Consider the following 25361-nt stretch of genomic DNA (forward strand, 5'->3'; position numbering starts at 1 on the left):
GACGGTTATCCCTTCACTGCGCCGGACGTCAAGCCCGCCACGATACGTCGTTGGAAGAAGAGCACGAAGATGATGATCGGAATGGTGATGACGACGGCCGCCGCCGCGATGGACCCGGTCGGCTCCTCGAACTGGGAGCTACCGGTGAACTGAGAGATCGCGGCCGGCACCGTGATCGACCGTTCCGTCGCCGTCAGCGAGATGGCGAGCAGCAGGTCGTTCCACGCGAAGATGAACACCAGAATCGCAGCGGTGACGATGCCCGGCGCGGCGAGAGGCGCGATGACCTTGCGGAACGCCTGGGCGGGGGTTGCACCGTCCATCTTCGCGGCTTTCTCCAGCTCCCACGGGATCTCGCGGAAGAAGGCGGAAAGCGTGTAGATCGCCAACGGCAGTGCGAACGTGATGTACGGGATGATCAGGCCCGGCCACGTGTCGAACAGTCCGAGTGCGCGTTCGATGTCGAACAGCGGTGTCACGAGCGAGATCTGCGGGAACATCGCGATGAGCAGTGCCGCGCCGACGAGGAGTTTCTTGCCGGGGAACTCGAGTCGTGCGACGGCGTAGGCCGCCATCGTTCCGATCACGACGGCGATGAACGTGGTGATCAGGCCGATACCGATCGAGTTGATCAACGCCGACGTGAACTGGTTCGTCGAGAAGATGCCCTTGTAGTTGTCGAACGTGATCGAGCTCGGGATGAACTTGCCGTCGGCGATGGTGGCCGTCGACTTGAACGACAGGCTGATGATCCACGCCAGCGGAACCAGCGCGTACAGCAGCACCAGCACGTTGACGACGGTCCAGCCGACTTTCTTGCGAGGCGTTACGGTCGTCATTACTTGCGGCCTCCGTCGTCCGAGCCCGGCGCCGAGGCACCGAACAGCTTGATGAACACGAACGCGATGATGGCGACGCAGAAGAAGATGAGAACGCTGATCGCCGAACCGAGTCCGAGGTTGAATGCTCCGAACAGGTTGTCGTAACCGAGAATCGACACCGATCCGGTTCCGTTGCTGCCCTTGGTCAGAACGTAGATGTTGTCGAAGATGCGGAATGCGTCGAGCGTGCGGAACAACAGGGCGACGAGGATCGCCGGCTTCATCAGCGGAATCGTGATGCGTATCAACCTCGTCCATGCGCCTGCGCCGTCGACCTGTGCCGCCTTCAGCAGATCGTCCGGTACGAGCGCGAGGCCGGCGAGAAGAAGCAGAGCCATGAACGGCGTCGTCTTCCACACTTCGGCGAGAACGACGATGGCGAGGGACGGCAACTGCTCGGTCAGCGGCGCACTGCCGTCGGGAAGCAGGTTGGCCAGGTAGCCCGTGCCGGGCGTCCACGCGTAGTACCAGCTGTACGCGGCGGCGACCGTGACGATGCCGTACGGGATCAGCACGACGGTGCGGACCAGTCCGCGTCCGAAGATGGTGCGGTGCATGATGAGTGCGACGGCGAGACCGAGAACGAACTCGATGACCACCGAGACGATGGTGATACCCGCGGTGACGGCGAACGCCGTCCACCAGTAGCCGTCGGTCAGAACCGTCACGTAATTGGAGAGTCCGACGAATTCGCGGTCGTCGGGGAAGGCCAGGTTGTACTTCTGCAGGCTGAGCCAGAACGCGTAGACGATCGGATAACCCGTCACCGCGATCATCATGATCGCGGCGGGCGCGATCAACAGCAGCCCGAGTCGACGCTCGGCCTTCTTGCCGTCGGACATCTGCTTCAGGACGGCCTGCTTGTCGTAGGTCGTCTCCCGTTCGGTGGTGGGTGCGCTCATGGAATCAGCCCTTCGGAATTGACTGCCTTGGAGACGAGGTCGGCGAGCTTGTCCACGTCCGCCACCGGGTCGATGTTCTGAGGCGGATTGAGCGCGTCGGCGAGAAGGATCGAAATGCTCTGGTACGCAGGCGAAACCGGGCGCACCGCGGCGTTCTCGATGGAGTCGAGCACGCCCTCCCACGCGGGGTACACGGCCTGGAACTCGGGATCCTGGTACAGCTGCGCGAGCACCGGCGGCACACCACCGTTGACGGCGTTGTTGCGCTGGTTGTCCTCGTTGGTCAGGCAGGCGACGGCCTCCCACGCGAGGTCCTCGTGCTGCGTGGTCTTGGCGACACCGATGTTGAATCCACCGATCGTGACCTTGGCGGGCGTGTCCGGAACGACCGCGGGATACGGTGCGCTGCGGAACACTTCGGCGACCTTGGCGTCCTGCTGGTCCGCGGGCACGCCGGTGAGATCGAGGAACGGCACCGCGCCTGCAGCCGCGTTCTCCTTGAGACCGGGAAGCACGAACGGGTAGTTGACCTGGAAGGCCGAGTTGCCCGCCTCCATACCCAATCGTGCTGTGGCTTCGTCGGTCTGCGAGATCGACGGATCGTGCCCGTCGGCGGTGGCGACGCGCTTCATGATCTCGAGCGTCTTCTCCGTGGCCGCCCGATGCTCGGGAGTGTCGTTCAGCGTGACGGTCGTTCCGTCTTCGGCGACGACCTGTCCGCCCGCGCTGACGAGAAGGCTGTTGAACCAGACCATCAGGCCCTCGTACTGCTTGGCCTGGACACCGATGTACGCCGGTTTGCCCTGGGCCGCATTGGCCTCCGCCTCGTCGATCATCTGATCCCACGTCTGCGGCGGCTCACCGCCGGGCACCTGGTCCGGTCGGTACCAGAGCAGCTGCGTGTTCGAGTTGAGCGGCACCGCGTAGAGCTGGTCCTGCCACTCGGCCGTCGCGAGCGGCCCTGCCAGCGTCGACCCGTCCGTCAGCTTCGCGGCGAGGTCGTCGGGAACGGGTAGTGCCCACCCCGCCTCGGCGAACTCGGCCGTCCAGACGACGTCGAGCGTCATCAGATCGAGCGTGCCGTCGTTGCCCGCGAGCCTGCGGGCCAACTGGAGTCTCTGATCGTTGGCACTCTTCGGGAGCGTCCGCTGCTCGACCTCGTAGCGGCCGTTCGACGCGGCCGAGCAGGCTTCCGCGGCTTGCGCGTACTGCTCGGCACCGTCGGCTGCGGTGTAGAAACTGAGCACCGGCGTGCCGCCACCTGACGACGAACACGCGGTCAGCAGCGGGCCCACTATCAGCGTGGCCGCCGCCAACACGCCTATCCTGGTTGCGTTTCCGGGCCTCGAACGACGCTGTCTCGGCACTCTCGCCTCCCACTGTTCGACTACTCGTACAGTAACTCCGTTACCTATTGCCCTGCACGTAAAGAAACGTAACCGAACCGAGGGTGCTCGAGGCGAAATTGGGACTATTCCGTAACAAGACCCTGTTACAGCGACAGCTTCGCGAGCATGTCGCGGGCCTTCTCGGCGCTCTTCGGTTCGCAGAGAACGTCGTAACGACCGGCCACCAACTGCATGCTCGACGCGAAATCCCGTTGTCCCTTGGTCGCCGCGTACGGGATCGCAGTGGAAATCAGACCGAAGATGATGCCGCCGACGATGCCGATGACGAGCGCGCCGAGAATGTTGCCGTTCGTGAAGATCCCCAACACCAGACCGAGGAAGACTCCGAGCCACGCGCCCGAAACGATTCCTCCGCCAATGACTTTGGGCCATGTGAGGCGTCCGAGAACCCGCTCGACCTGCATCAGGTCGACGCCGACGATGGTCACGTCCTGCACGGAGAACTCTTGATCGGACAGGTAGTCGACGGCCTTCTGTGCTTCTGCGTACGTCGGATAGGAACCGATCGGCCAGCCCGACGGCGGCGTCGGAAGCCCTTGGCCACCGCGGCCCGGCTGCGAAAGTGGGTTCGTCATGCCCCCTATTGTGCCCCCGATGTCCGGTTCGCACCCTCACTGCGTGTCATTCCGGCGGCGCGCCCCTTCGCCGAGACGACGAGCGCCATCTTGCGGCTGGCTTCGTCGATCATCTCGTCGCCGAGCATGACGGCGCCGCGGGCACCACCGGCGTCGGACGTCGAGTACTCGTAGGCCTCGAGAATCTCCTCGGCTTTGTCGAAGTCGGCCTGGCGCGGACTGAAGATCTCGTTGGCGGCGTCGATCTGCGTCGGATGCAGCACCCACTTGCCGTCGAAGCCGAGGCCCGCGGTGCGGCCGGCCGCGCGTCGGAACGCGTCGAGGTCGCGGATCTGCAGGTAGGGCCCGTCGATGGCCTGCAGACCGTGCGTACGGGCCGCGAGAAGAATGGTCATCAGGATGTGGTGGTAGGCGTCGCCGGTGTCGTACCCCTCGGGCTGCTCCCCGACGACGAGCGTGCGCATGTTGACGCTCGCCATCATGTCGGCGGGACCGAACACCAATGTCTGTACCCGCGGGCTGGCAGTGGCGATCTCGTCGATGTTGCGCAGACTCGTCGCGCTCTCGATCTGCGGCTCGATGCCGATCGCGCCGACCTCGAGTCCTGCGTTCTTCTCCACCTGAGTCAACAACAGATCGAGCGCCTGCACGTGCGACGCCGTCTCGACCTTCGGCAGCAGAACGGCGTCGAGGTTGGCGCCTGCACCGGACACGACGCCGACGACGTCCAGGTGCGTCCACGGCGTCGTCCAGTCGTTGACGCGCACGACCTTGATCTGATTGCCCCACCCGTCGGAGTTGAGCGCGTCGACGATGCGTCCGCGTGCCTCCGCCTTGGCGATCGGCGCGACGGCGTCCTCGAGATCGAGGAAGATCTCGTCGGCGGGCAAGCCTTTCGCCTTCTCGATCATCTTCGCGGAACTGCCGGGCACGGCGAGGACCGAGCGCCGAGAACGACCGCTTTCAGGCGAACTCATCTCCGCTGGACTCCTTCGATTCTCTGGTTGGTCCTTCAACGCTCTAACCTTGCCATCATGGCAGCACTGAGCAAGGTATTCGCGGCCAGGCTCGCAGGTCTGGTGGTACTCGGACCGGACGGTGAATCGATCGGCCGCGTCCGCGATCTCGTGGTCACGATGAGACTGGGACGCGCGCAACCGCGCGTGCTCGGCCTCGTCGTCGAACTTGCCACGCGCCGAAGAATTTTCGTGCCCATGCTGCGCGTGACGAGTATCGAGCCGAACTCGGTGCAACTCACCACGGGAAACGTCAGTCTGCGGCGATTCTCGCAGCGCGCGAACGAGATTCTGGTGTTCGCGCAGATTCTCGACTCGAAGGTGCGCGTCGACGATCCCGAACTCGAGGAACTGCACGACACCGATTCCGTCGTCGTCGATCTCGGCATCGAACTGACCCGTACCCGTGACTGGCTCGTCGCCCGTGTCGCGGTCCGACGCCTGCGCGGCAGGCTCGCGCGACGCGGGTCGATGCACGTCGTCGACTGGCAGCACGTGCAGGGTCTGACGCAGAACGCACTGTCGCTGCCGGGCCAGGGCGTCGCACAGTTGCTGATGCAGTTCGAGGATCTCCGTGCCGCCGACGTCGCCAACGCGATGCGCGAACTCCCGGTGAAGCGACGGATGGAGGTGGCGTTGGCGCTGGACGACGAGCGTCTCGCCGACGTCGTCCAGGAGCTGCCCGACGACGACCAGGTCGAGATGATGCACTACCTCGGCAGCGAGCGCGGCGCGGATGTGCTCGAGGCGATGGACCCGGACGACGCCGCCGACCTCCTCGGCGAGCTTCCCGAACCCGAGGCCGAATCGTTGCTGCGCTTGATGGACCCCGAGGATTCTGCGCCGGTCCGCCGTCTGCTCGAGCACTCCCCCGACACCGCAGGCGGTCTGATGACTCCGGAGCCGGTCGTGCTGTCGGCGTCGACGACGGTTGCCGAGGCCCTCGCCCGGGTGCGCAACCCGGACCTGACGCCTGCGCTGTCGTCGCTCGTGTTCGTGGTGCGACCCCCGACGGCGACGCCCACCGGCGCGTACCTCGGATGTGTGCACCTGCAGCAGTTGCTCCGTGAGCCCCCTGCCAGTCTGGTCGGCGGCGTCATCGACAAGGCTTTGCCGCGGCTGTCGCCGGAGGACAGCCTGACGGCCGTCACGCGATATTTCGCGACGTACAACCTCGTCTGCGGCCCCGTCGTCGACGACGAGGATCATCTGGTCGGGGCCGTCACGGTCGACGACGTACTCGATCACCTCCTCCCGGAGGACTGGCGAGATCAGGAGGTGGCAGGTCAATGAAGGAATCCGCACGCGCCCGGATGGACACCCCGCAGGGGTCGCGGTTCTTCAACTGGCATCTCGACGTCGATCTCGGCAGCTCGGGTGAACGCGCCGCCCGATTCCTCGGTACCGGTCGTTACCTGGCCATCCAGACGATCGTCGTCGTGGTCTGGATCTTCCTGAACGTCGCCGCGGTCAGCCTGCAGTGGGACCCCTATCCGTTCATCCTGTTGAACCTCGCGTTCTCGACGCAGGCCGCCTACGCGGCACCGCTGATTCTGCTGGCGCAGAACCGTCAGGACGACAGGGACCGCGTGTCGCTCGAGGAGGACCGGGCTCGCGCTCAACAGACCAAGGCGGACACCGAATTCCTTGCGCGCGAACTCGCGTCACTGCGCATCGCCGTCGGCGAGGTCGCGACGCGCGACTACCTGCGTCGCGAACTCGACGAGATCCGCGAAATGCTCGAAGGCCTCGACGGCCAGGCGGCGACGTCGAAGAAGTCACGAAAGAAGGCGCGGCAGAGCCAATCGGCGGAATCCATCCTGGGAGAACACCCCGAACTGTAACGTGTATCACTTATGCGGACCCGGGGGAGAATTCGCAGACGAGCGAGCTCTCCCGTGCTGTGCGCGATCGTCGTGGGCGCAGTGGGCGCCGCGGCGGTATCGGCGTCGGTCGGCGTCGTCGAACAGCCCGTCCCCGTGGTCTCGCCGACCCCACTCCCCCTCGCGGACACGGTTCCCGGCCTGACCGCGCCGAGTCCGAAACCCGATCGCACGCTCACCGTGTTCGTTCCGGAGGAACCCGACGAGCCCGACCCGGAACCGGGCCCCGTCGACCCGCCGAGCGTTCCGGAATCGGTAGCGGTGGCCTATTCCAACGCCGAAGCCGCGCTGGCATCGGAGAACCCGTCCTGCCACCTGCCGTGGTACCTGCTCGCCGGGATCGGGCAGGTCGAGTCCGGTCACGCGTACGGCGGCCAGATCGACGCCGACGGCACCACGGTCACGCGCATCGTCGGACCCGTTCGGGGCGGCGACCCACGACACGAGCGGGCCGTCGGGCCGATGCAGTTCATTCCGTCGACGTGGGCGCGGTACAGCTCCGACGGCAACGACGACGGAGACAAGGACCCGAACAACATCTACGACGCCACCCTCGCGGCAGGCCGGTATCTGTGTGCGGGCGGGCTCGACCTGTCCGACCCGGTAGACCTGACCGCGGCAGTTCTGCGCTACGGCAACTCACCGGTCTACGTCGCGGACGTGCTCGCGTGGTCGCAGGCGTACTCGATGGACGGCGAATCGATGACCGGCATTCCGAGAGCGCCCGCGTCCGGCGCGCCGATGGATGAGTACGGCACTTCGCCGTCGACCACCCCCGCGCCGGTGCCCGACACGCCGCCGCCGCCAGCCCTGTTTCCGTTCGCACTTCCCCCTCTGCCACCCTTGCCATGTCTCGTTTCGTGCACGGCCCCCGCGCCTTGATAACAGCGAGGTAACGGAAACGTCTCGAATCAGGTAGCCTCGACTCCGGTTCAATCACGGAGGCCCGAAGAAGCCGGGCAATTTGGAGGTTACGAGGCGTGGGACGTCACAGAAAAGCATCGAATTCCAAAGCCCGCCGGAACTCGGTGATTGCTCTGACAGGACTGGTCCCCGCCGGGCTCGTCACCGCCGCCACGTCGGCAGGTGCGGCCGAGCACATCCCGTTCATGACGTCGGCGTCGCAGCAGAGCGCCGAACCGGTCGTCGAGACGCCCGAGCCCCTTGCGGAACAGACCGACGCACAGCCGGTCGCCGCGGCCGAGGCTCCCGTCGCGCATGAAGTAGTCGCTCCAGCCCCTGCTCCCGAGCCCGAGGTCGCACCGACACCCGAGCTGCCCACGAACCTCGCAGCCAGCCCGATCGCGATCCCGACGGTCAACGTCTCGGCGTACAAGAACGCCGAGAGGATCCTCGCGACCGAGCAGCCGGGCTGCGGAATCAGCTGGACCATCATCGCGGGCATCGGCCGCGTCGAGTCCACGCACGCCAACAACGGCAAGGCCGACGATCTCGGCGAACTTCTCGAGCCGATCCTCGGGCCCCGCCTCGACGGCACCCTCGCCGGCAACAACGTCATCCCGGACACCGACGGCGGGGCCCTCGACGGCGATCCCCACTACGACCGCGCGGTCGGACCCATGCAGTTCCTGCCCGAGACGTGGAACCACTACCACGCCGACGGCAACGGCGACGGCATCTCCGATCCGCAGAACCTGTTCGACGCGGCCCTCGCCACCGGCAAGTACCTGTGCGACGGCGACCTGAACCTGCGCGATCTGGGCCAGACCACCACGGCGATTCTGCGGTACAACAACTCGATGGCCTACGTCGCCAACGTGCTCGCGTGGTCCGCCGGATACCAGACGGGCATCGTCCCGACGTCGGACCAACTCCCCCGCATCCACTGACACTTTCGGTCCGCATAGCATGGAGAAATGGCAGTTCTGACGGAATCCGACGTTCGCGGCGCACTCACGAAGGTCGTCGATCCGGAAATTCGCAAACCGATCACCGACCTCGGAATGGTCAAGAGCGTCACGATCGGTGACGGCGGCGCCGTCGAGGTGGGGATCTACCTGACCACCGCCGGGTGCCCGATGCGCACCGAGATCAGCGACCGCGTCACGAAGGCCGTCGCCGACGTCGCCGGGGTCGGCACGATCACCGTCGAACTCGACGTCATGAGCGACGAGCAGCGCACCGAACTGCGCAAGTCTCTGCGTGGCGACTCCGCCGAACCCGTCATCCCGTTCGCGCAACCGGGCTCGCTGACGCGCGTGTACGCGGTCGCGTCGGGCAAGGGTGGCGTCGGAAAGTCGTCGGTGACGGTCAATCTCGCCGCGGCGCTCGCGAAGCGCGGCCTGTCGGTCGGCGTGCTCGACGCGGACATCTACGGCCACTCGGTGCCGCGCATGCTCGGCAACGACGCGAAGCCGACACAGGTCGAGAAGATGATCATGCCTCCGCAGGCGCACGACGTGAAGTTCATCTCGATCGCGCAGTTCACCCAGGGCAACACTCCCGTCGTCTGGCGCGGACCGATGCTGCACCGTGCGCTTCAGCAGTTTCTCGCCGACGTCTTCTGGGGCGACCTCGACGTCCTGCTCCTCGATCTGCCGCCCGGCACCGGTGACATCGCGATCTCGGTCGCGCAGTTGATCCCCGGCGCGGAAATTCTGGTCGTCACGACGCCGCAGCAGGCTGCCGCCGAGGTGGCCGAGCGCGCGGGCGCGATTGCGCTGCAGACCCGTCAGCGCATCGCGGGCGTCGTCGAGAACATGTCGTGGCTCGAACTTCCCGACGGTACGCGCATGGACATCTTCGGATCCGGTGGCGGACAGGACGTCTCGGATCGCCTGACGAAGGCCGTGGGCGCGAAAGTCCCTCTGCTGGGCCAGATTCCGCTGGACACCGCGGTTCGAGAAGGCGGCGACGCGGGAACGCCGATCGTGCTCGCCGCTCCGGAAACACCTGCCGCGCAAGCGCTCGAATCGGTCGCACAGAAGCTCGCGGTGCGTGAACGCGGACTCGTCGGAATGTCTCTGGGAATCGACACGACTCGGCATCTGTAGATCGGGCGTGTGACTCGCGTCGCAACCTGAGACTTGCCTGAGAGCCGCTGTTGGATGAAGAGTGGCAGGCATGAAAATCCCGCACACGAAGGGCCGCGGCGTCATCGCCGCGGCCTTCGTCCTGTTTACCCTCATGCTGGGATCGGTTCTCGCTCCCTCGATCGCGTCGGCGCAACCGGCTCCCCCGCCGGGCCAGAACTACACCATCGCCACCGACGTGACGTTCGCGCCGTTCGAGTTCCAGGACGAGAGCGGCAATCTCGTCGGCATCGACATGGATCTACTGAAAGCCATCTCCGAGGACCAGGGCTTCACCTACAGCGTCGACGCCGTCGGCTTCGACGCGGCACTACAGGGCGTCACCGGTGGACAGTTCGACGGCATGATCGCCGGTATGTCCATCACGGACGCGCGCAAGGCAACGTTCGACTTCTCCGATCCGTACTTCGAATCCGGCGTCCAGATGGGCGTTCTCGACAGCGACGATTCGGTGACGTCCTACGAGGATCTGCGCGGTAAGACCGTCGCGGTCAAGAACGGCACCGAGGGTGCGACGTTCGCCGAGTCCATCAAGGACCAGTACGGTTTCACCACACGCTACTTCGCGGATTCGTCGTCGATGTTCGACGAGGTGCGCACCGGTAATTCGGCTGCGGTGTTCGAGGACTACCCCGTTCTCGCGTACGGCATCAAGCAGGGCAACGGATTCAAGACCGTCACCGAGAAGGAGCCGGGCGCCAGCTACGGATTCGCCGTCGCGAAGGGTCAGAACCCGGAGCTTCTTCAGCAGTTCAACACCGGCCTCGCGAACCTGAAGGCGAGCGGACAGTACGACGACATTCTCGACACGTACCTCAATTCCGACGCCAGCACCGACGACAACTCGATCATCGGGCTGATCAAGAGCACATGGAAGTTGCTGCTCGAAGGTCTGTGGCTGACGATTCTGCTCACCGTGATCTCGATCGCGATCGCCCTCGTACTCGGTGCGATCTTCGGCCTGTTCCGTGTCTCGACCAACATCGTGCTGCGCGGTATCGGCACCACCTACGTCGACATCTTCCGCGGCACTCCGCTTCTGGTGCAGGCGTTCTTCATCTACTTCGGCATCCCGGCAGCGCTCGACTTCCAGATGTCGGCGTTCACGGCAGGCATCATCACGTTGTCGCTCAACGCAGGCGCCTACATGGCCGAGATCGTGCGCGGCGGCATCCTGTCCGTCGACAAGGGCCAGATGGAAGCGTCGCGCAGCCTCGGCATCAGCTACCTGAAGTCGATGCGGAAAGTCGTGATGCCGCAAGCAATTCGGACGATGATTCCGTCGTACATCAATCAGTTCGTCATCACGCTGAAGGACACGTCGATCCTGTCGGTCATCGGCCTCGCCGAGCTGACTCAGACCGGACGCATCATCATCGCCCGAAACTTCCAGTCGTTCAACATGTGGCTGATCATCGGCGTCCTGTACTTCATCATCATCATGGCGCTCACCAAGTTGAGCAATCGCATCGAGAAGAGGATCAACAAATGACGGTCGACGAGAAGGCCGGCGTCAAGATCGCCGTCAAGGATCTGCACAAGGCGTTCGGCGACAACCAGGTTCTGAAGGGAATCGACACCGACGTCGCGTCCGGTGAAGTCGTCTGTGTCATCGGCCCTTCGGGCTCCGGCAAGAGCACATTTCTACGGTGCCTCAACAAACTCGAGGACATCACGTCGGGCACGGTCGTCGTCGACGGCTACGACCTCACCGACAAGAAGGTCGACCTCGACAAGGTTCGCCAGCACATCGGCATGGTGTTCCAGCACTTCAATCTGTTCCCGCACATGACGGCACTCGAGAACGTGATGCTCGCTCCTGTCGAGACGAAGCGGCAGTCGAAGGCCGAGGCAAGGGAAACGGCGCTGAAGCTGCTCGATCAGGTCGGCCTGTCCGACCGCGCGCACTACCGGCCGGCGAACCTGTCCGGTGGGCAGAAGCAGCGAGTCGCGATCGCACGTGCGCTCGCGATGAGCCCGTCGATCATGCTGTTCGACGAGGCGACATCCGCGCTCGACCCCGAGGTGGTCGGCGAGGTACTACAGGTGCTGCGCGACTTGGCGAAGGGCGGCATGACGATGGTCGTCGTGACCCACGAGATGGGCTTCGCCCGCGAGGTGTCCGACCGTGTCATCTTCATGGCCGACGGCGTCATCGTCGAGGAGGGAACGCCCGAGCAGATCTTCGGGAACCCGCAGCACTCTCGTACTCAGGACTTCCTGAACAAGGTGCTGTAGCGGGGGTGCCCAACCCGCATCAATGGTCCGTGGCATCCGATAGACGGGCGCCACGGACCATCGATGCCGGCGAAATCAGGTGGCGTCGGCGTCGATCGGCGGCGTCTGGCCGGGTGGGAGCTTCTTCTCGAGCGACGGCTTCGGCGACGAACCCGAGCCGTTGGTTCCCGGCTTCTTCGCGTCGAAGTTGCCGGTGAAGATCGAGTCGTCACCGTCGAGCAGGTGCTTGGTGATGACAGCGCGTGGCGTCATCCCGCGAAGCTGATTGAGGTCGGCCAACGGCTTGCGCAGATCCTCGAAATCGGTGCCGAGCTCGTCCTTGAGCTGTTGGCTCGCGCCGTTGGCGTACTCCTTCACCTGACGCATGGTCTTGGTGACCCAGGTGATGGCACCGGGAAGCCGGTCGGGACCGAGGATGACGAGAGCTGCTACCAGGAGAATGACGAGCTCTCCCCAGCCGATGTTGCCGAACACGGGCCCAGCTTACGTGTTCAGTCCGAAATCGGCGTGACGGTGACGTCGACGAGACGTCCCGACCGCACTAACTGCACGGGCGTCGCCTGACCGATCTCGCTGGCCTGCACTGCGACGACCAATTCGTCGGCGCTGGTGACGGCACGATCGCCGACCTTCGTGATGACGTCGCCCTCGACGATTCCCGCCTGCTGCGCCGGTCCGCCCGAGCGCACGTTGGCCACCTCGGCGCCGGAGGTGGCGTCGTTGACGACCGAACGCGCGTTGATGCCGATGTCCGGATGCTTCATCTCGCCGGTGCGGATAAGAGACTGTGCGACCTCGGTGACGTCGTCGATCGGGATCGCGAAGCCCAGACCCACCGAGCCGCCGCTCTCGCTGCGAATCGCCGAGTTGATGCCGATGACGCGTCCCTCGGCGTCGATCAGCGGCCCACCCGAGTTACCCGGGTTGATCGCGGCGTCGGTCTGAACGGCGTCGATGACCGCATCGGTGTCGGTGCCCTCACCGGACAACCGCACCGGCCGATCGAGCGCGGAAACGATGCCACGCGTGACGGTCTTGTTCAGACCGAGCGGGGAACCGACGGCGACGACGTCCTCACCGACTCGGACGTCCGCCGAACTTCCGAGTTCGGCGACGGTCAGGTTGCCGACGTCGGTCTTCAACACCGCGAGATCGGTCTTGGTGTCGCGTCCGACGATCTGCGCCGGAACCTTGGTGCCGTCGGAGAACGTGACCTGCAGCGTGGCATTGTCCGGGTTGGTCGCGGCCATCGAGATGACGTGGTTGTTGGTGACGATGTAGCCGGCACCGTCGATGACGACGCCCGATCCGGTGCCCGCGTTCTCGCCGAGCGTGACCTGAATGGACACGACGGACGGCAGGACCGCGTCGGCGACCCTGGCGACCTGTCCCGGCGGCAGATCCTCACCGGACGACTGCGTCAAGTTGACCTTCTGACTGGTCAGAGCGCCGGTGACCTCGGCGGTCTCGCGGCCGATCAGGCCGCCGACCAGGCCGATTCCCAGCGCAATCACCCCGAGTACGACCAGCGCCTTCGGTGCGACGCGTTCTCCGAACAAGACTTCGCGCACACCGAGCTTCGGACCGACCGGCACCTCGGCTGGTGTCGGCGTCTGCGCACCGGCTGCGCCGAGACGGACGGCCGAATGCGGATCGCGCCACGGATCCTCGGGTTCGGGCTCGGTGTCGACGACGGTCGACGAGGCGTCGGGATCGCGCTGAAGGGAGGACGTCGCATCGGCGGGACGGCCGAACGCCTCGGCCAGGACCGGGTCGGGTGTACGCACCGACATCGACGGTGACGGCTCGGACCTACGGGCGACCGGCGTGAACGAACCCGTGACGTCACGAGGACGAGAGAAAGCGGCAGCGGATGCACTGTCGACCTCCGGCCGGTGCACGGGCCGCGGTGGAAGTCGGGGCGCTTCGGGATCGGTGTGCGTGCTCGCGTCGGTCACGATCGTCCAGGCTACCGACGGCGCCGACGAATTCCGACCACCGACGTGACGATCGCCCGCTTTCTGCGTTCCAGGGCGTCTTTCTTGTCGGTCGGCTCGCACATCGGGATCTGGCTGAGCAGACCGAGCAACGAGTGCGGCATCGACAGGTCACCGGAACCACGAAGCGCGGTTCGGGCCTGCTGCTGAGCATCGACCTCGGCGGCACATTCCTCGCACTCGGTGATGTGGTGCGCGGCGCGCAGGTACGCGCTCATCCGCAATTCGCCGTCGACGAACGCGGCGATCGCCTCGCTGGCCAGATGCTCGGTGGAGCTGAACTGCCGTGGCTTGCGGGCCTGCGTCATCCAACCCTCCTGATAGCTACTGGGCACTGGCGTGAGCCGAGTCGGCCTTTCCGTTCACTCGAAGGTACTCGCGTAGTGCCGCACGTCCTCGGTGGATCCTGCTTCGAACCGTACCGAGCTTCACTCCCAGTGTTGCACCGATCTCCTCGTAGGACAGTCCTTCGATGTCACACAGGACGATGGCGGCACGGAATTCGGGCGCCAACGAGTCGAGCGCAGACTGCAGATCGGGGTCGAGGCGAGCGTCGTGATAGATCTGCTCGGGATTGGGAACGTCCGACGGCACCCTGTCGTAATCCTCGGGCAGCGCTTCCATACGGATGCGGTTGCGACGACGGACCATGTCGAGAAACAGGTTGGTGGTGATGCGGTGCAACCAGCCCTCGAACGTGCCCGGCTGGTAGTTGGACAGCGATCGGAAGACGCGGATGAAGGTGTCCTGCGTCAGATCCTCGGCGTCCTGGGCGTTGCCGGACAGCCGGTACGCCAAGCGGTACACCCGGTCGCCGTGCTCGCGCACGAGCTCGTCCCACGACGGCATGGAAGATTCCTCGCCCGTGGCATCGAACACTGCGGTGCCGGTGGCGTCCGCGGCGTCGTCTGCGACGGCGTCGGGCAACCGAGTCATGTCTCGGTCTCCGTTGACTGTGTAGATGGTTGGATCCTCCTGCTCAGGACCTAAGTCGGGGGTCCTGCTCCTGCCGCGTTCAACTCTCGGCGCCGTCGCATTTGTTCCCGTTGTCGGTCTTCTCGATCAAGCGATCACGAGTAGCTTCTCCCACCGGGGTGTGGGAGTCGTATGAATAACCTGAGGCGCCGCTGAGAAACCTGGGGCCTGGTACGCCGGGTCACTCCACCGGTTCCGTCCCTGGTCACGCTAACCTCGAAATGTGCCGACAAACGCCGAGAAGCTTCTTGCCTATGCCGAGGATTCCGTTCAGGAGGACGAGGTACTCGTCGCAGCCCGAGAACGGGCCGAGGAATTGGGAGCCGCACCCGTCGCACCGTCCGTCGGAGCGATCCTGAGCATCTTCACCCAGATGTTGAGCGCCAAGACCGTCGTCGAGATCGGCACGGGCGCCGGCATCTCCGGCCTCTGGCTGCTCGACGGCATGCGCGAGGACGGCGTTCTGACCACCATCGACACCGAACCCGAACACCAGCGCGCCGCGCGCGAAGCGTTCCGCGCAGGTGGGATCGCACCGTCACGTACACGCTTGATCAACGGCTGGGCACTCGACGTCCTGCCGCGGCTCGCCGACAACGCGTACGACCTCGTCTTCATCGACGCGAGTCCCGTCGACCAACTCCATTTCGTGCAGGAGAGCGTCCGGCTACTGCGCCCGGGAGGAGTCCTGGTGCTGCACAACGCACTTCTGAACGGACGCGTCGCCGACGGCGCTCAGCGCGACGCGACGACCGTGGCCGTGCGGGCCGCCGCACGAGCGATCGCCGAGGACGAGCGACTCACGACTGTGCTGCTCCCCCTCGGCGACGGGCTCATTTGCGCTTCGCGCAGCTGACATCGGGTCGTTCCGCAGGCTCCACTCCCAGGGCTTCGCGCAGCTAGGCGGCTGCGCCGCAGGCGCCTAGATCCACACGCCCTTGCCGACGGACACGACGCCACCTGCGGAGACGTTGAAGCGCTCCTTGTCGCGCTCGATGTCGACGCCGATGATCTCCCCGTCGCCGACGACGACGTTCTTGTCGAGGATCGCGCGTCGGACGACGGCGCCCTTGCCGATCTTCACACCGGGCATCAGCACGCTGCCTTCGACGGTGGCGCCGCTGTCGATCATGACGTTCGACGACAGGACCGAATTGCGCACGGTCGCGGCCGACAGGATGCATCCCGCGCCGACGACGGATTCCTGCGCGAGCCCGCCCTGCACGAACTTGGCGGGCGGGAGGTTCTCGGCGGCACCGCGGATGGGCCAGCGGCGGTTGTACAGGTTGAAGATCGGGTGCACGGACACCAGATCCATGTGCGCGTCGTAGAAGGCGTCGATGGTTCCGACGTCGCGCCAGTAGCCGCGGTCGCGTTCGGTGGCGCCGGGGACGACGTTGTCGTTGAAGTCGTACACCGACGCGACACCTGCCTCGACGAGCGCGGGGATGATGTCGCCGCCCATGTCGTGGTCGGAATCGGAGTTCTCCGAGTCGGCTTTGATGGCGTCGACGAGCACTTTCGTCGTGAACACGTAGTTGCCCATCGACGCGAACGTCATGTTGGGGTCGTCGGGCGTGCCGGGTGGGTGCGCCGGCTTCTCCAGGAACTGGGTGATCTTGCCGCTGCTGTCGCTGTCGATGCAGCCGAACGCGAACGCCTCACTGCGCGGAACGCGAATTCCGGCGACGGTGACGCCCGCTCCCGACTCGATGTGCTGCTGCACCATCTGTTCCGGGTCCATGCGGTAGACGTGGTCGGCGCCGAACACCACGATGTATTCGGGGTCTTCGTCGTAGACGAGATTCAGAGACTGGAAGATCGCGTCTGCGCTTCCCGTGTACCAGCGCGGACCGAGTCGCTGCTGGGCAGGCACGGGAGTGATGTACTCCCCCGCGAACCCGGACAGGCGCCAGGTCTGCGAGATGTGCCGGTCCAGCGAGTGAGACTTGTACTGGGTCAGCACGCAGAGCCGGAGGTAACCGGCGTTGACGAGATTGCTCAGAACGAAGTCGATCAGTCGATATGCGCCGCCGAACGGGACGGCCGGCTTGGCTCGATCCGCGGTCATCGGGTAAAGCCGCTTACCCTCACCGCCTGCAAGCACGATCCCTAGTACGTGCGGTTGTGTCCTCACATTGCCAACCTATCCGCACCGGGTGAACCTTGCTAGCAGTACACGCGTGTCGCGGCGGGAATGTAGGTTTAGCGGTGTGCGCGTGGCAATGATGACGAGGGAATATCCGCCTGAGGTCTACGGCGGGGCAGGTGTTCATGTGACCGAGCTGTCGGCACAGCTGAAAGCCCTGTGCGAGGTGGACATCCACTGCATGGGCGCGCCGCGTGACACCGCGCAGGTGCACGACCCCGACCCGGCACTCGCCGGCGCCAATCCGGCGCTCACGACGCTGTCGGCCGAGCTGCGGATGGCGAATGCGGCCGCGGGCGCCGACGTCGTGCATTCACACACCTGGTATTCCGGTCTCGCCGGGCACCTCGCCGCCGAACTCTACGGCGTCCCACACATTCTGACGGCCCACTCGCTCGAGCCGCGACGCCCGTGGAAGGCCGAACAACTCGGCGGCGGCTACAGAATCTCGTCGTGGTCGGAGAAGAACGCGGTCGAGTACGCCGACGCCGTCATCGCCGTCAGCGAGGGCATGGCCAAGGACGTGCTCGACGCGTACCCGCGCCTCGATCCCAGCCGAGTTCACGTGGTGCGCAACGGAATCGACACCGAGCGCTGGCACGCAGGCCCTGCCGCCGATCCACAGGACTCCGCGCTGGAGGCCATCGGCGTGGATCCGACCCGGCCGATGGTCGCGTTCGTCGGGCGCATCACCCGCCAGAAGGGCGTCGGACATCTCGTCGCCGCAGCCCACGACTTCGACCCCTCGATCCAGCTCGTACTGTGCGCGGGCGCGCCCGACACTCCCGAGATCGCGGCCGAGACCGAGCGCGCGGTAGCGGAACTGGCCGCGAAACGATCCGGCGTGTTCTGGGTCCGCGACATGCTCCCCACCGAGAAGATCCGTGAAATCCTCTCGGCAGCAGACGTTTTCGTGTGCCCGTCGGTGTACGAGCCGCTCGGCATCGTGAATCTCGAAGCGATGGCGGCGGAGACGGCCGTCGTCGCGTCCGATGTCGGCGGCATTCCCGAGGTCGTGAACGACGGTGTCACCGGCAGACTGGTGCACTACAACTCGTACGAACCGCAGGCGTTCGAGCGGGCCCTGGCGACGACGGTCAACGAGGTCGCTCTCGACCCGGCGACCGCGACCGCGATGGGCAAGGCGGGCCGTGAGCGGGCCGTCGCCGAATTCTCCTGGGCTGCCATCGCGCAGCAGACCGTCGAGGTCTATCAGGCAGCTCTGGCCCGACGCGGTTAGCGAGCCCTCGGGGTCAGACGGCCCGGTAGGTTCCGACCGTCACCGACACGGTGACGTGGACGGGCTCGGGCATCGACTCGATGGACGCCCGTCGCGCCGCCGGGGTGGTGTGGCGGGCGGACGGGCCCATCGCGACGAAGGCCTCGACGGCGTCGTGATCCAACTGCACCGCGTATTCGACGACGTCGCGTTCGACTGCCTCGAATCTGCCCGCGAGCGAATCACCGAGTCTGCGGGCCTTGTCCTCGTCGACGCCGATGAGACCGACGGTGGCCGTGAGTTCGCGTTGATGTCGTTCCGTGGGCGTGACGACGACGAGGATCCCCTCGGGTGCGAGGACACGTCGTAGCTCGGACGCGTTGCGCGGCGAGAAGACACACGTGACAGCGTCGATGGACCCGTCACGCACGGGCAGGCCCTGCCACACGTCGGCGACGATCGATCCGAGTCTCGGGTGCGCGCGTGCGACGCGTCTCGCCGCTGCCTTGGACACGTCGACACCGATGCCCCGCGCGCCGTCGGCTGCGTCGAGAACGGCGGCGAGGTAGTGCCCCGTCCCTGCACCGACCTCGAGGACCGTGCCGACGGATCCGACGGATCCGACGGCCTGGGAAACCGCGTCCGCGATCGGCGCGAAATGACCCGCGTCGAGGAAATCCGCGCGTGCGGCGATCATGTCGGCGGAGTCACCGGTGATCTTCCCTGCGCCGCCGGACTGCAGGCTGACGTACCCCTGACGTGCGACGTCGAACGTGTGCCCGCGGTCGCACAGCAGGAACTTGTCGTCGTCACCGAAGTCGAGGTCGGATCCGCACAGCGGGCAGATCAACAGGTCGATCACATCAGCGAGCACGAAGCCTCCAGCACATCACGAAGCCCCGCCCGCCTGATCGGCGAGCGGGGCTTGGCGCAGAAACAGACGAGAAGTTAACCGGTGACGCCCTTCAGTTCTTCTCCCAATGCCGCAGCCTCGTCCGGGGTGAGTTCGACGACGAGACGTCCACCGCCCTCGAGCGGCACCCTCATCACGATCCCCCGTCCTTCTTTGGTTGCTTCGAGGGGACCGTCCCCGGTCCGGGGCTTCATCGCCGCCATCCTCTGCTCCCTCCACATCTGCGCCACACTGCATGCGCGTCGGCCTGTAAAGATGTTCCCGCCTCGTGGCGGGAAAGGTTCTTGCCGCCTATTCTTCCCTATCGCGGCCCGTACCGGGAACTGGAGTCGGTATTAGTGGGCTTCACCCAACAGCCGGACAGGTGATCGTCCACCATTCCGGTGGCCTGCATCAACGCATACGCCGTGGTCGGACCGAAGAATCTCAGCCCCCGGCGTTTGAGTTCCTTCGCCATCGCGGTCGACTCCTCGGTCACCGCTGGCACATCGGTCACGTGGTCGAGTCGCTGCGCCCGGGGCTGCGGCGCGAACGACCACAGCAGCGTGTCCAGGTCCGTTCCCTCCAGGTCGAGCACGACGCGCGCGTTGACGACGGCCGCCTCGATCTTCGCCCGATTGCGCACGATTCCGGCGTCGCCCATGAGCCGTTCGACGTCGTCGGCACCGAACGTCGCGACCTTCTCGGGATCGAATCCGGCGAACGCGGATCGAAAAGCCTCGCGCTTCCGCAGAATTGTGATCCACGACAGTCCGGACTGGAACGCTTCCAGACACAGACGCTCGTACAGCGCGCTCGTGCCGTGGACCGGCTTGCCCCACTCGTCGTCGTGGTAGTCGCGGTACAACGCGTCGGACCCGGCGCCCCACGGGCAACGAAGCTTCCCGTCGGGCCCGGCGACGGCCGTCATTCGTCACTCGATTCCACGACGGCAGCGAGCTCGGACCGCAGCCGGTCGATCTCGGCGCTCAATCGGTCGAGCGCCCAGTCGACTTCGCTCGGCTTGTAGCCGCGCAGCGTCTGCTGGAACTTCAGCGCCCGGACGTCGTCGCCGGTGACGTCCTCGGCGGGAAGCACCGTCGCCGTCGTGCCCTCGGGGAGCGGTGCGAGTTCCTCACCACGTCCGAACACAGCACTGGCCACGAAGAAGAGCACGGCTGCGATCACGGCAATGATGACGACGTAGAGCAGGAGCGTCAGCATTGCTCGATGTTCTCACAGCGTGTTGATGGGAGGCCTGTCCGTCAACGACACCTCGGTCGAGAAGGGAACGAACGAGTCGCCCTCGGCGCGGAACTGCATCAACCCGGCACCGGAATCGACCATTCCGCACCGGCCGAGCATCGTGCCGACGATCTGACGGCTCATCGCCCCCAGTTCGACGAGTGGCCGATTACGGTGTTTGCGCACGCCGAGATTGACCTGGCCGATCGCATTCAAACCGAGCCGGTCGTACGTGTCGAGCAGCAAACCGATCTCGACGCCGTAACCCGGTGCGAACGGCACCGCGGACAACAGTTCGCGGGTGCCCGCGTATTCGCCGCCGAGCGGCTGGATCACGCCCGTCAGTTCCGGTCGCAGCGCGGCCAGCAGCGGTCGCGCGACGAGTTCGGTGACGCGGCCACCGCCGTTGGCGTCCTCGGAGCCGCTCGTCCGCAGCGGCCGTCGGTAGTAGCCCTTCACGAGATGGATCCCGTCGCCCGTGAGCAACGGCCCGAGGAGTTTCGGCACGAACGCCGGATCGGGATTGATGAGGTCGGAGTCGACGAACGCGATGATGTCGCCCGTCGACGCTGCGACGGAACGCCACAGAACCTCGCCTTTTCCCTTCACCGGGTCGAGCCCGGGGATGGCTTCCTCGCGGCTGATGACGCGTGCGCCCGCGGCCGTCGCACGTTCGGCGGTGGCATCGGTGGATCCGGAGTCGAGGACGATCAGCTCGTCGACGAGTCCGCCCAGAAGCGGATGGATGGTGTCGACGACGGCCGCGACCGTCTCCTCCTCGTTCAGCGCAGGCAGTACGACCGAGACGGTCCGTCCTGCTTTGGCCGCTTCGAGTTCGGCGAGCGACCAGGAGGGTTCGTCCCAGCTGTTCGTGTCGTTCCACGCCGTCGTCACCGACGTCGGTTCGGCAAGGGTCATGCGAGCCCCCTGACGGTTCGTACGGGACTTCTCGTTCCCTGGATCGCCGCCACCATGTCGACGACTCTTCTGGTCGACGCAACCTCGTGCACCCGGAACATTCGAGCGCCGCCTGCTGCGGCCCATGCTGTCGCTGCCAATGTTCCCTCCAACCGGTCGACGAGTTCTACACCCAGAGTCTCCCCGATGAAATCCTTGTTGCTCAGCGCCATGAGCACTGGCCATCCGGTGTTTACAAGAACGTCCAATCGACGCAACAACTCGAGCCCGTGGAACGTGTTTTTTCCGAAATCGTGGGTCGGATCGATCAGGATCGCGTCCTTCGCGACGCCGGCTGCGACGGCTTTCTCGGCCGCCGCGGTCACCTCGGCGACGACGTCCGCGACGACATCGGTGTAGCGGACGCGGTGCGGCCTGGTCCGCGGTTCGGCACCGCCCGTGTGCGAGCAGACGATGCCGACGCCTTCCGACGCGGCCACCCCGACGAGGTCGGGATCGGCCCCTGCCCACGTGTCGTTGATCATGTCCGCACCTGCCGCACAGGCGAGCCGTGCGACCTCGCTGCGCCACGTGTCGACGCTGACGAGCAGGTCCGGATACTCGTCGCGAATCGCTTCGACGAACGGCACGACGCGCCTGATCTCCTCGGCCGCGTCGACGACCGTTCCCGGTCCCGCCTTGACGCCGCCGACGTCGATCATGTCGGCACCCTCTGCGACCGCACGATGCACCGACGCCATCGCGGCGTCGTCGGTGAAGTTGGCGCCCTGGTCGTAGAACGAGTCGGGGGTGCGGTTGACGATGGCCATGACCAACGCGCGATCGTCGGCCACCGGCTTGCCGCAGAGTGTGCTCATGATGCCAAGTCTGGCACGCTAACCTTTCGGCGCCTTGCCTGCTGCAACCTCGTCGACGTAGCCGTCGTACGCCTTGTCGTAACCGCCGGACTTACCTCGCAGTACGTACAGCTCGCTGTCCGGGTCGTCGCCGTAACCGAGCTTGCGCAGCGCGACCTTCTGGCTCTTGAACGTCGAGGTCTGCTCCAAGGTATCGACGACCCGCACGAACAGCGGTACCGCGTAGCTCGGGAGCTTGTCGTACAGATGCTGGGCCACGGCCTTGCCGTCGAACGTCTCGCCGTCGCGCAGCGTCACCGCAGCCATACCCGCCTTGCCGTCGGCACCGTCGATGTCGACGCCGTAGACGACGGCACCGTCGACCGCCTTGTGCGTGCCGAGGGCACCTTCGACCTGCGTCGTCGCGACGTTCTCACCCTTCCATCGGAAGGTGTCACCGAGGCGGTCGACGAACGCGACGTGCAACCACCCCTGCTTACGCACGAGGTCACCGGTGTCGAACCACGTATCGCCGTCCTTGAAGCCGTCGCGCACGAGCTTCTTCTCGGACGCTTCGTCGTCGGAGTAGCCGTCGAACGGCGCCCGGTCGGTGACCTTGGACAGCAGCAGCCCGACCTCGCCGGTCCCGACGCGCTTCAGCTTGCCGTTGCTGCCGCGCTTGGCCTTACCGCTCTCGTCGTCGTACTCGACGACGGCATACGGCAGCGGGCAGACCCCCGCGGTCTTCTTCATGTTGAGCGCGTTGACGAACGCGATGTTGCACTCGCTGGCACCGTAGAACTCGGCGACGCGCTCGATGCCGAATCGGTCGGTGAACTCTTCCCAGATCTCCGGCCGCAGACCGTTTCCGACGACGAGCTTGACCGTGTTGTCGCGATCCGTGGACTTCTTCGGCTGCGTCAGCAGGTACCGGCACAGCTCGCCGATGTAGGTGAAGGCCGTGGCGTTGTTGGCCTCGACGTCGTCCCAGAAGTTGCTGACGGAGAACTGCCGTCCGATCGCCATCGTCGCGCCGCCCGCGAGCACCGACGACAGCGTCACCGTCAGCGCATTGTTGTGATAGAGCGGCAGGCAGCAGTAGATGACGTCGTCGCCGCGTAGCCGGACACCCATGTTGCCCAGACCGGACATCGACTTGAGCCAGCGGAAGTGACTCATCAGGCTGGCCTTGGGCATGCCCGTGGTGCCGGAGGTGAAGATGTAGAACGCCTTCTCCTTCGCCTGGATCTCGGCCGTCACCGGAGGGTTCCGGTCCGAGGCGTTCTTCGCGAGTTCGGTGAGTTCTTCCAGAGGCAGCACGTCCGGCGGAGAGTCGAGCGAGTCGAGCGCTTCCTGTGCGTTCTCGTCGAGTACGAGGACCTTCGATTCGAGAATCCCGAGGCTGTGCTCGAGGACGTCGCCGCGTTGGTTGTAGTTGAGCATTCCCGCAGTCGCGCCCAGTTTGACGGCTGCCAGCGCGGCGAACAGCGCCTCGGGACGGTTCTTGCTGAGGATGCCGACGACGTCACCGCGCCCGACGCCTCGATCGGCGAACACGTGCGCGTAGCGATTGACGAGCGCGTTGGCGTCGGCGTACGACGTCGACTCGCCCTCGAAACGTACGAAGGGGTGGCTGCCGCGCTTCGCTGCGACATCCTGGAAGACCTGGCCGATCGATGCCTTGTGGGTGGGCTTGCGTGTGAAACCGGCGAGCCCCCTCAACAGACTCGGGACCTCCGTCACCATCTTCGGCAATGCGATCGCGAGGTCGGTGACACCGATCTTCTGACGAGCGTCGACAGCCATTGACTCCCCTTTTATGACGTTGTGATCTTTCTTACCCTACTCCAGAGTAACCTCTGGACGGGCCGACGCACAGGCGTCGAGCGCTTCCGTCACCGACGTCGTCCTGATCAGCGCGTCCAACGCCCTCTGCTGGACGAAGCCGGTGGTGGACAGGCCGTCGATCCACGCCAGCAACCCGGCGTAGTGATCGCCCGGATCGAGCAGCACGACCGGTTTGTCGTGCATACCCAGGTACCCGGCGGTCCAGGTTTCGAACAACTCCTCCAGCGTCCCGATACCCCCGGGCAGCGTGATGAACGCGTCGGCGCGATCTTCCATGACCTTCTTGCGTTCGCGCATCGTGTCCGTGACGACCAGTTCGTCGGCGTCGACGTCGGCCACCTCGCGATGCACGAGCGCCTTCGGAATGACACCGAGCGTGAAAGCGCCTGCCGCACGGGCGGATTCGGCAACCGCGCCCATCATGGACACGTTTCCGCCCCCGGACACCAGCTGCCAACCACGACGGCCGATCTCGGTACCGAGCTCGCGCGCGAGGTCGATGAACTTCTGCTCGACCGGCCCCGATGCGCAGTAGACGCACACCCGGAGCGCCTCGCCGTTCACCAGCTCTCCCCTGTCGTTGCGTCCTTCTGGGATTCGATGACGATGCGCACGGCCTCGTCGACACTGTCGGTGCAATGAATCAGGTCGACGTCGCCGGGTGACACCTTGCCCTCGGTGACGAGGGTGTTCTTGATCCAGTCGAGCAGCCCGGACCAGAAGTCCGTGCCGAGCAGGATGATCGGGAAACGTGTGACCTTGCCCGTCTGGACGAGCGTCAGCGCCTCGAACAGTTCGTCGAGTGTTCCGAAACCGCCTGGGAGACAAACGAAGGCCTGCGAGTACTTGACGAACATCGTCTTGCGCACGAAGAAGTAGCGGAAGTTGATGCCCAGGTCGACCCACTCGTTGAGACCCTGCTCGAACGGCAGCTCGATGCCGAGGCCGATCGAATAGCCCTTCGCTGCGCTCGCGCCGCGGTTCGCGCCTTCCATGACGCCGGGACCGCCACCGGTGACGATCGCGAACCCGGCTTCGGCGAGCGCGGATCCGAGAGCCCGCGCACGCTCGTACTCCGGATGCTCGCGCGGCGTCCGGGCGGACCCGAACACGGTGACCGCCTTCGGCACCTCGGCCAGCGCCTCGAAGCCCTCGACGAACTCGCTCTGGATCCGCAGGACGCGCCAGGTGTCGGTGTGGATCCAGGCTCCCGTCCCACGCTGGTCGAGCAGACGCTGATCCGACGTCGACGTCTCGGTGTTGCGCCTGCGACGCAGTACGACGGGCCCCTTGTGCGTGGTCGGTTCCGGTTCCATGGCGTCCAG

28 protein-coding genes are annotated in these 25361 nt (G+C 65.5%); 9 read left to right on the forward strand and 19 right to left on the reverse strand.

What is annotated here, in order from left to right; translation table 11 throughout:
• Positions 1–5 precede the first annotated feature (5 nt).
• From RhoFasB10_RS01365 to RhoFasB10_RS01385, 5 genes are all read right to left on the reverse strand, one after another.
• On the reverse strand, positions 6–839 hold the full coding sequence (locus RhoFasB10_RS01365; protein WP_068428084.1) for a carbohydrate ABC transporter permease: 834 nt from the start codon (positions 837–839) through the stop codon (positions 6–8).
• Positions 839–1783: a sugar ABC transporter permease gene (locus tag RhoFasB10_RS01370; protein ID WP_068428081.1), complete on the reverse strand. Its 945-nt coding sequence runs from the start codon at positions 1781–1783 to the stop codon at positions 839–841. The genes RhoFasB10_RS01365 and RhoFasB10_RS01370 overlap by 1 nt, the downstream gene beginning before the upstream one ends.
• Positions 1780–3102 carry an ABC transporter substrate-binding protein gene (locus tag RhoFasB10_RS01375; protein ID WP_167674767.1) on the reverse strand — a complete coding sequence of 441 codons (1323 nt, stop codon included), beginning with the start codon at positions 3100–3102 and terminating at the stop codon, positions 1780–1782. Before RhoFasB10_RS01375 ends, RhoFasB10_RS01370 begins: the two co-directional genes overlap by 4 nt.
• A 173-nt stretch (positions 3103–3275) precedes the next feature.
• On the reverse strand, positions 3276–3767 hold the full coding sequence (locus RhoFasB10_RS01380) for a general stress protein (protein WP_068428075.1): 492 nt from the start codon (positions 3765–3767) through the stop codon (positions 3276–3278).
• A 5-nt stretch (positions 3768–3772) separates the two neighbouring features.
• A complete protein-coding gene (locus tag RhoFasB10_RS01385) occupies positions 3773–4744 on the reverse strand; it encodes a CoA ester lyase (RefSeq protein WP_167674769.1) in 972 nt (323 codons plus the stop codon).
• A gap of 57 nt (positions 4745–4801) precedes the next feature.
• Here RhoFasB10_RS01385 and RhoFasB10_RS01390 point away from each other — a divergent pair, with 57 nt between their 5' ends.
• From RhoFasB10_RS01390 to RhoFasB10_RS01420, 7 genes are all read left to right on the forward strand, one after another.
• Positions 4802–6076, forward strand: coding sequence for a CBS domain-containing protein (locus tag RhoFasB10_RS01390; RefSeq protein ID WP_068428069.1), 1275 nt, complete (start codon positions 4802–4804; stop codon positions 6074–6076).
• A complete protein-coding gene (locus RhoFasB10_RS01395) occupies positions 6073–6627 on the forward strand; it encodes a DUF1003 domain-containing protein (RefSeq protein ID WP_167674771.1) in 555 nt (184 codons plus the stop codon). Before RhoFasB10_RS01390 ends, RhoFasB10_RS01395 begins: the two co-directional genes overlap by 4 nt.
• A gap of 54 nt (positions 6628–6681) precedes the next feature.
• Positions 6682–7548, forward strand: a complete 867-nt coding sequence (locus tag RhoFasB10_RS01400; protein WP_346764330.1) for a lytic transglycosylase domain-containing protein — start codon at positions 6682–6684, stop codon at positions 7546–7548.
• A 98-nt stretch (positions 7549–7646) separates the two neighbouring features.
• Entirely contained in the window at positions 7647–8516 is an 870-nt protein-coding gene (locus RhoFasB10_RS01405; protein ID WP_346764331.1) for a murein transglycosylase, read from the forward strand.
• Between the two features lie 27 nt (positions 8517–8543).
• A complete protein-coding gene (locus tag RhoFasB10_RS01410) occupies positions 8544–9680 on the forward strand; it encodes a P-loop NTPase (protein WP_068428057.1) in 1137 nt (378 codons plus the stop codon).
• 133 nt (positions 9681–9813) lie between these two features.
• The gene (locus RhoFasB10_RS01415) at positions 9814–11211 is read left to right on the forward strand and encodes an amino acid ABC transporter substrate-binding protein/permease (RefSeq protein WP_240930828.1); all 1398 of its coding nucleotides are present in this window, start codon (positions 9814–9816) and stop codon (positions 11209–11211) included.
• Positions 11208–11957 carry an amino acid ABC transporter ATP-binding protein gene (locus RhoFasB10_RS01420; protein WP_167674775.1) on the forward strand — a complete coding sequence of 250 codons (750 nt, stop codon included), beginning with the start codon at positions 11208–11210 and terminating at the stop codon, positions 11955–11957. The genes RhoFasB10_RS01415 and RhoFasB10_RS01420 overlap by 4 nt, the downstream gene beginning before the upstream one ends.
• A gap of 75 nt (positions 11958–12032) precedes the next feature.
• On the opposite strand, the gene tatB is transcribed toward RhoFasB10_RS01420, so the two are convergent.
• Genes tatB through sigE form a run of 4 tightly spaced genes read right to left on the reverse strand, consistent with a single transcriptional unit; the run spans position 12033 to position 14890 of the window.
• Complete coding sequence (gene tatB / locus RhoFasB10_RS01425; RefSeq protein ID WP_068428049.1) at positions 12033–12431, reverse strand: Sec-independent protein translocase protein TatB; 399 nt, start codon at positions 12429–12431, stop codon at positions 12033–12035.
• Positions 12432–12448: 17 nt separating this feature from the next.
• Complete coding sequence (locus tag RhoFasB10_RS01430; RefSeq protein WP_243636602.1) at positions 12449–13915, reverse strand: trypsin-like peptidase domain-containing protein; 1467 nt, start codon at positions 13913–13915, stop codon at positions 12449–12451.
• An 11-nt stretch (positions 13916–13926) separates the two neighbouring features.
• On the reverse strand, positions 13927–14262 hold the full coding sequence (locus RhoFasB10_RS01435; RefSeq protein ID WP_068429034.1) for a hypothetical protein: 336 nt from the start codon (positions 14260–14262) through the stop codon (positions 13927–13929).
• A 16-nt stretch (positions 14263–14278) separates the two neighbouring features.
• Positions 14279–14890, reverse strand: coding sequence for an RNA polymerase sigma factor SigE (gene sigE / locus RhoFasB10_RS01440; protein ID WP_114328449.1), 612 nt, complete (start codon positions 14888–14890; stop codon positions 14279–14281).
• Positions 14891–15152: 262 nt separating this feature from the next.
• On the opposite strand from sigE, the gene RhoFasB10_RS01445 reads away from it, so the two are divergent.
• Positions 15153–15785 carry an O-methyltransferase gene (locus RhoFasB10_RS01445; protein WP_167674777.1) on the forward strand — a complete coding sequence of 211 codons (633 nt, stop codon included), beginning with the start codon at positions 15153–15155 and terminating at the stop codon, positions 15783–15785.
• A 66-nt stretch (positions 15786–15851) separates the two neighbouring features.
• Here the strand turns inward: RhoFasB10_RS01445 and glgC are convergent, their stop codons facing one another.
• Positions 15852–17066: a glucose-1-phosphate adenylyltransferase gene (glgC, locus tag RhoFasB10_RS01450; RefSeq protein WP_068428040.1), complete on the reverse strand. Its 1215-nt coding sequence runs from the start codon at positions 17064–17066 to the stop codon at positions 15852–15854.
• Between the two features lie 76 nt (positions 17067–17142).
• Here glgC and glgA point away from each other — a divergent pair, with 76 nt between their 5' ends.
• Entirely contained in the window at positions 17143–18318 is a 1176-nt protein-coding gene (gene glgA, locus RhoFasB10_RS01455) for a glycogen synthase (protein WP_114328448.1), read from the forward strand.
• A gap of 13 nt (positions 18319–18331) precedes the next feature.
• On the opposite strand, the gene RhoFasB10_RS01460 is transcribed toward glgA, so the two are convergent.
• The 9 genes from RhoFasB10_RS01460 to RhoFasB10_RS01500 all read right to left on the reverse strand — a co-directional run bounded on the left by RhoFasB10_RS01460 (position 18332) and on the right by RhoFasB10_RS01500 (position 25352).
• Complete coding sequence (locus RhoFasB10_RS01460) at positions 18332–19171, reverse strand: methyltransferase domain-containing protein (RefSeq protein ID WP_167674779.1); 840 nt, start codon at positions 19169–19171, stop codon at positions 18332–18334.
• A 74-nt stretch (positions 19172–19245) separates the two neighbouring features.
• Positions 19246–19413: a DUF3117 domain-containing protein gene (locus tag RhoFasB10_RS01465; RefSeq protein WP_068369835.1), complete on the reverse strand. Its 168-nt coding sequence runs from the start codon at positions 19411–19413 to the stop codon at positions 19246–19248.
• Positions 19414–19511: 98 nt separating this feature from the next.
• Positions 19512–20120 carry a DNA-3-methyladenine glycosylase I gene (locus RhoFasB10_RS01470; RefSeq protein ID WP_167674781.1) on the reverse strand — a complete coding sequence of 203 codons (609 nt, stop codon included), beginning with the start codon at positions 20118–20120 and terminating at the stop codon, positions 19512–19514.
• Positions 20117–20413, reverse strand: a complete 297-nt coding sequence (locus RhoFasB10_RS01475; RefSeq protein WP_167674783.1) for a DivIVA domain-containing protein — start codon at positions 20411–20413, stop codon at positions 20117–20119. Before RhoFasB10_RS01475 ends, RhoFasB10_RS01470 begins: the two co-directional genes overlap by 4 nt.
• Positions 20414–20425: 12 nt before the next feature.
• Positions 20426–21352 carry a glucosyl-3-phosphoglycerate synthase gene (locus RhoFasB10_RS01480; RefSeq protein WP_068428022.1) on the reverse strand — a complete coding sequence of 309 codons (927 nt, stop codon included), beginning with the start codon at positions 21350–21352 and terminating at the stop codon, positions 20426–20428.
• Complete coding sequence (gene folP / locus RhoFasB10_RS01485) at positions 21349–22209, reverse strand: dihydropteroate synthase (RefSeq protein WP_068428020.1); 861 nt, start codon at positions 22207–22209, stop codon at positions 21349–21351. Before folP ends, RhoFasB10_RS01480 begins: the two co-directional genes overlap by 4 nt.
• An 18-nt stretch (positions 22210–22227) precedes the next feature.
• Positions 22228–23994, reverse strand: coding sequence for a long-chain-acyl-CoA synthetase (locus RhoFasB10_RS01490; RefSeq protein ID WP_167674785.1), 1767 nt, complete (start codon positions 23992–23994; stop codon positions 22228–22230).
• Between the two features lie 36 nt (positions 23995–24030).
• Positions 24031–24600 carry a TIGR00730 family Rossman fold protein gene (locus RhoFasB10_RS01495; RefSeq protein WP_114328440.1) on the reverse strand — a complete coding sequence of 190 codons (570 nt, stop codon included), beginning with the start codon at positions 24598–24600 and terminating at the stop codon, positions 24031–24033.
• Positions 24597–25352 (reverse strand): TIGR00730 family Rossman fold protein, encoded by a 756-nt coding sequence (locus RhoFasB10_RS01500; RefSeq protein ID WP_068428015.1) that lies wholly within the window; start codon positions 25350–25352, stop codon positions 24597–24599. Before RhoFasB10_RS01500 ends, RhoFasB10_RS01495 begins: the two co-directional genes overlap by 4 nt.
• Between the last annotated feature and the right edge of the window lie 9 nt (positions 25353–25361).

This window comes from Rhodococcus sp. B10, from assembly GCF_011770055.1.
GTDB lineage: Bacteria > Actinomycetota > Actinomycetes > Mycobacteriales > Mycobacteriaceae > Rhodococcoides > Rhodococcoides kyotonensis_B.

What these genes read in the sequence shown, in the direction of transcription:
- RhoFasB10_RS01415 (WP_240930828.1), top strand. Translation starts at nt 9,814, where the DNA reads ATGCTGGGATCGGTTCTCGCTCCCTCGATCGCGTCGGCGCAACCGGCT.
- folP (WP_068428020.1), bottom strand. Translation starts at nt 22,209, where the DNA reads ATGAGCACACTCTGCGGCAAGCCGGTGGCCGACGATCGCGCGTTGGTC.
- RhoFasB10_RS01385 (WP_167674769.1), bottom strand. Translation starts at nt 4,744, where the DNA reads ATGAGTTCGCCTGAAAGCGGTCGTTCTCGGCGCTCGGTCCTCGCCGTG.
- RhoFasB10_RS01500 (WP_068428015.1), bottom strand. Translation starts at nt 25,352, where the DNA reads ATGGAACCGGAACCGACCACGCACAAGGGGCCCGTCGTACTGCGTCGC.
- RhoFasB10_RS01480 (WP_068428022.1), bottom strand. Translation starts at nt 21,352, where the DNA reads ATGACCCTTGCCGAACCGACGTCGGTGACGACGGCGTGGAACGACACG.
- RhoFasB10_RS01465 (WP_068369835.1), bottom strand. Translation starts at nt 19,413, where the DNA reads ATGGCGGCGATGAAGCCCCGGACCGGGGACGGTCCCCTCGAAGCAACC.
- RhoFasB10_RS01390 (WP_068428069.1), top strand. Translation starts at nt 4,802, where the DNA reads ATGGCAGCACTGAGCAAGGTATTCGCGGCCAGGCTCGCAGGTCTGGTG.
- RhoFasB10_RS01420 (WP_167674775.1), top strand. Translation starts at nt 11,208, where the DNA reads ATGACGGTCGACGAGAAGGCCGGCGTCAAGATCGCCGTCAAGGATCTG.
- RhoFasB10_RS01490 (WP_167674785.1), bottom strand. Translation starts at nt 23,994, where the DNA reads ATGGCTGTCGACGCTCGTCAGAAGATCGGTGTCACCGACCTCGCGATC.
- RhoFasB10_RS01370 (WP_068428081.1), bottom strand. Translation starts at nt 1,783, where the DNA reads ATGAGCGCACCCACCACCGAACGGGAGACGACCTACGACAAGCAGGCC.
- RhoFasB10_RS01410 (WP_068428057.1), top strand. Translation starts at nt 8,544, where the DNA reads ATGGCAGTTCTGACGGAATCCGACGTTCGCGGCGCACTCACGAAGGTC.
- sigE (WP_114328449.1), bottom strand. Translation starts at nt 14,890, where the DNA reads ATGACTCGGTTGCCCGACGCCGTCGCAGACGACGCCGCGGACGCCACC.
- RhoFasB10_RS01380 (WP_068428075.1), bottom strand. Translation starts at nt 3,767, where the DNA reads ATGACGAACCCACTTTCGCAGCCGGGCCGCGGTGGCCAAGGGCTTCCG.
- RhoFasB10_RS01470 (WP_167674781.1), bottom strand. Translation starts at nt 20,120, where the DNA reads ATGACGGCCGTCGCCGGGCCCGACGGGAAGCTTCGTTGCCCGTGGGGC.
- RhoFasB10_RS01365 (WP_068428084.1), bottom strand. Translation starts at nt 839, where the DNA reads ATGACGACCGTAACGCCTCGCAAGAAAGTCGGCTGGACCGTCGTCAAC.
- RhoFasB10_RS01395 (WP_167674771.1), top strand. Translation starts at nt 6,073, where the DNA reads ATGAAGGAATCCGCACGCGCCCGGATGGACACCCCGCAGGGGTCGCGG.
- RhoFasB10_RS01435 (WP_068429034.1), bottom strand. Translation starts at nt 14,262, where the DNA reads ATGACGCAGGCCCGCAAGCCACGGCAGTTCAGCTCCACCGAGCATCTG.
- RhoFasB10_RS01475 (WP_167674783.1), bottom strand. Translation starts at nt 20,413, where the DNA reads ATGCTGACGCTCCTGCTCTACGTCGTCATCATTGCCGTGATCGCAGCC.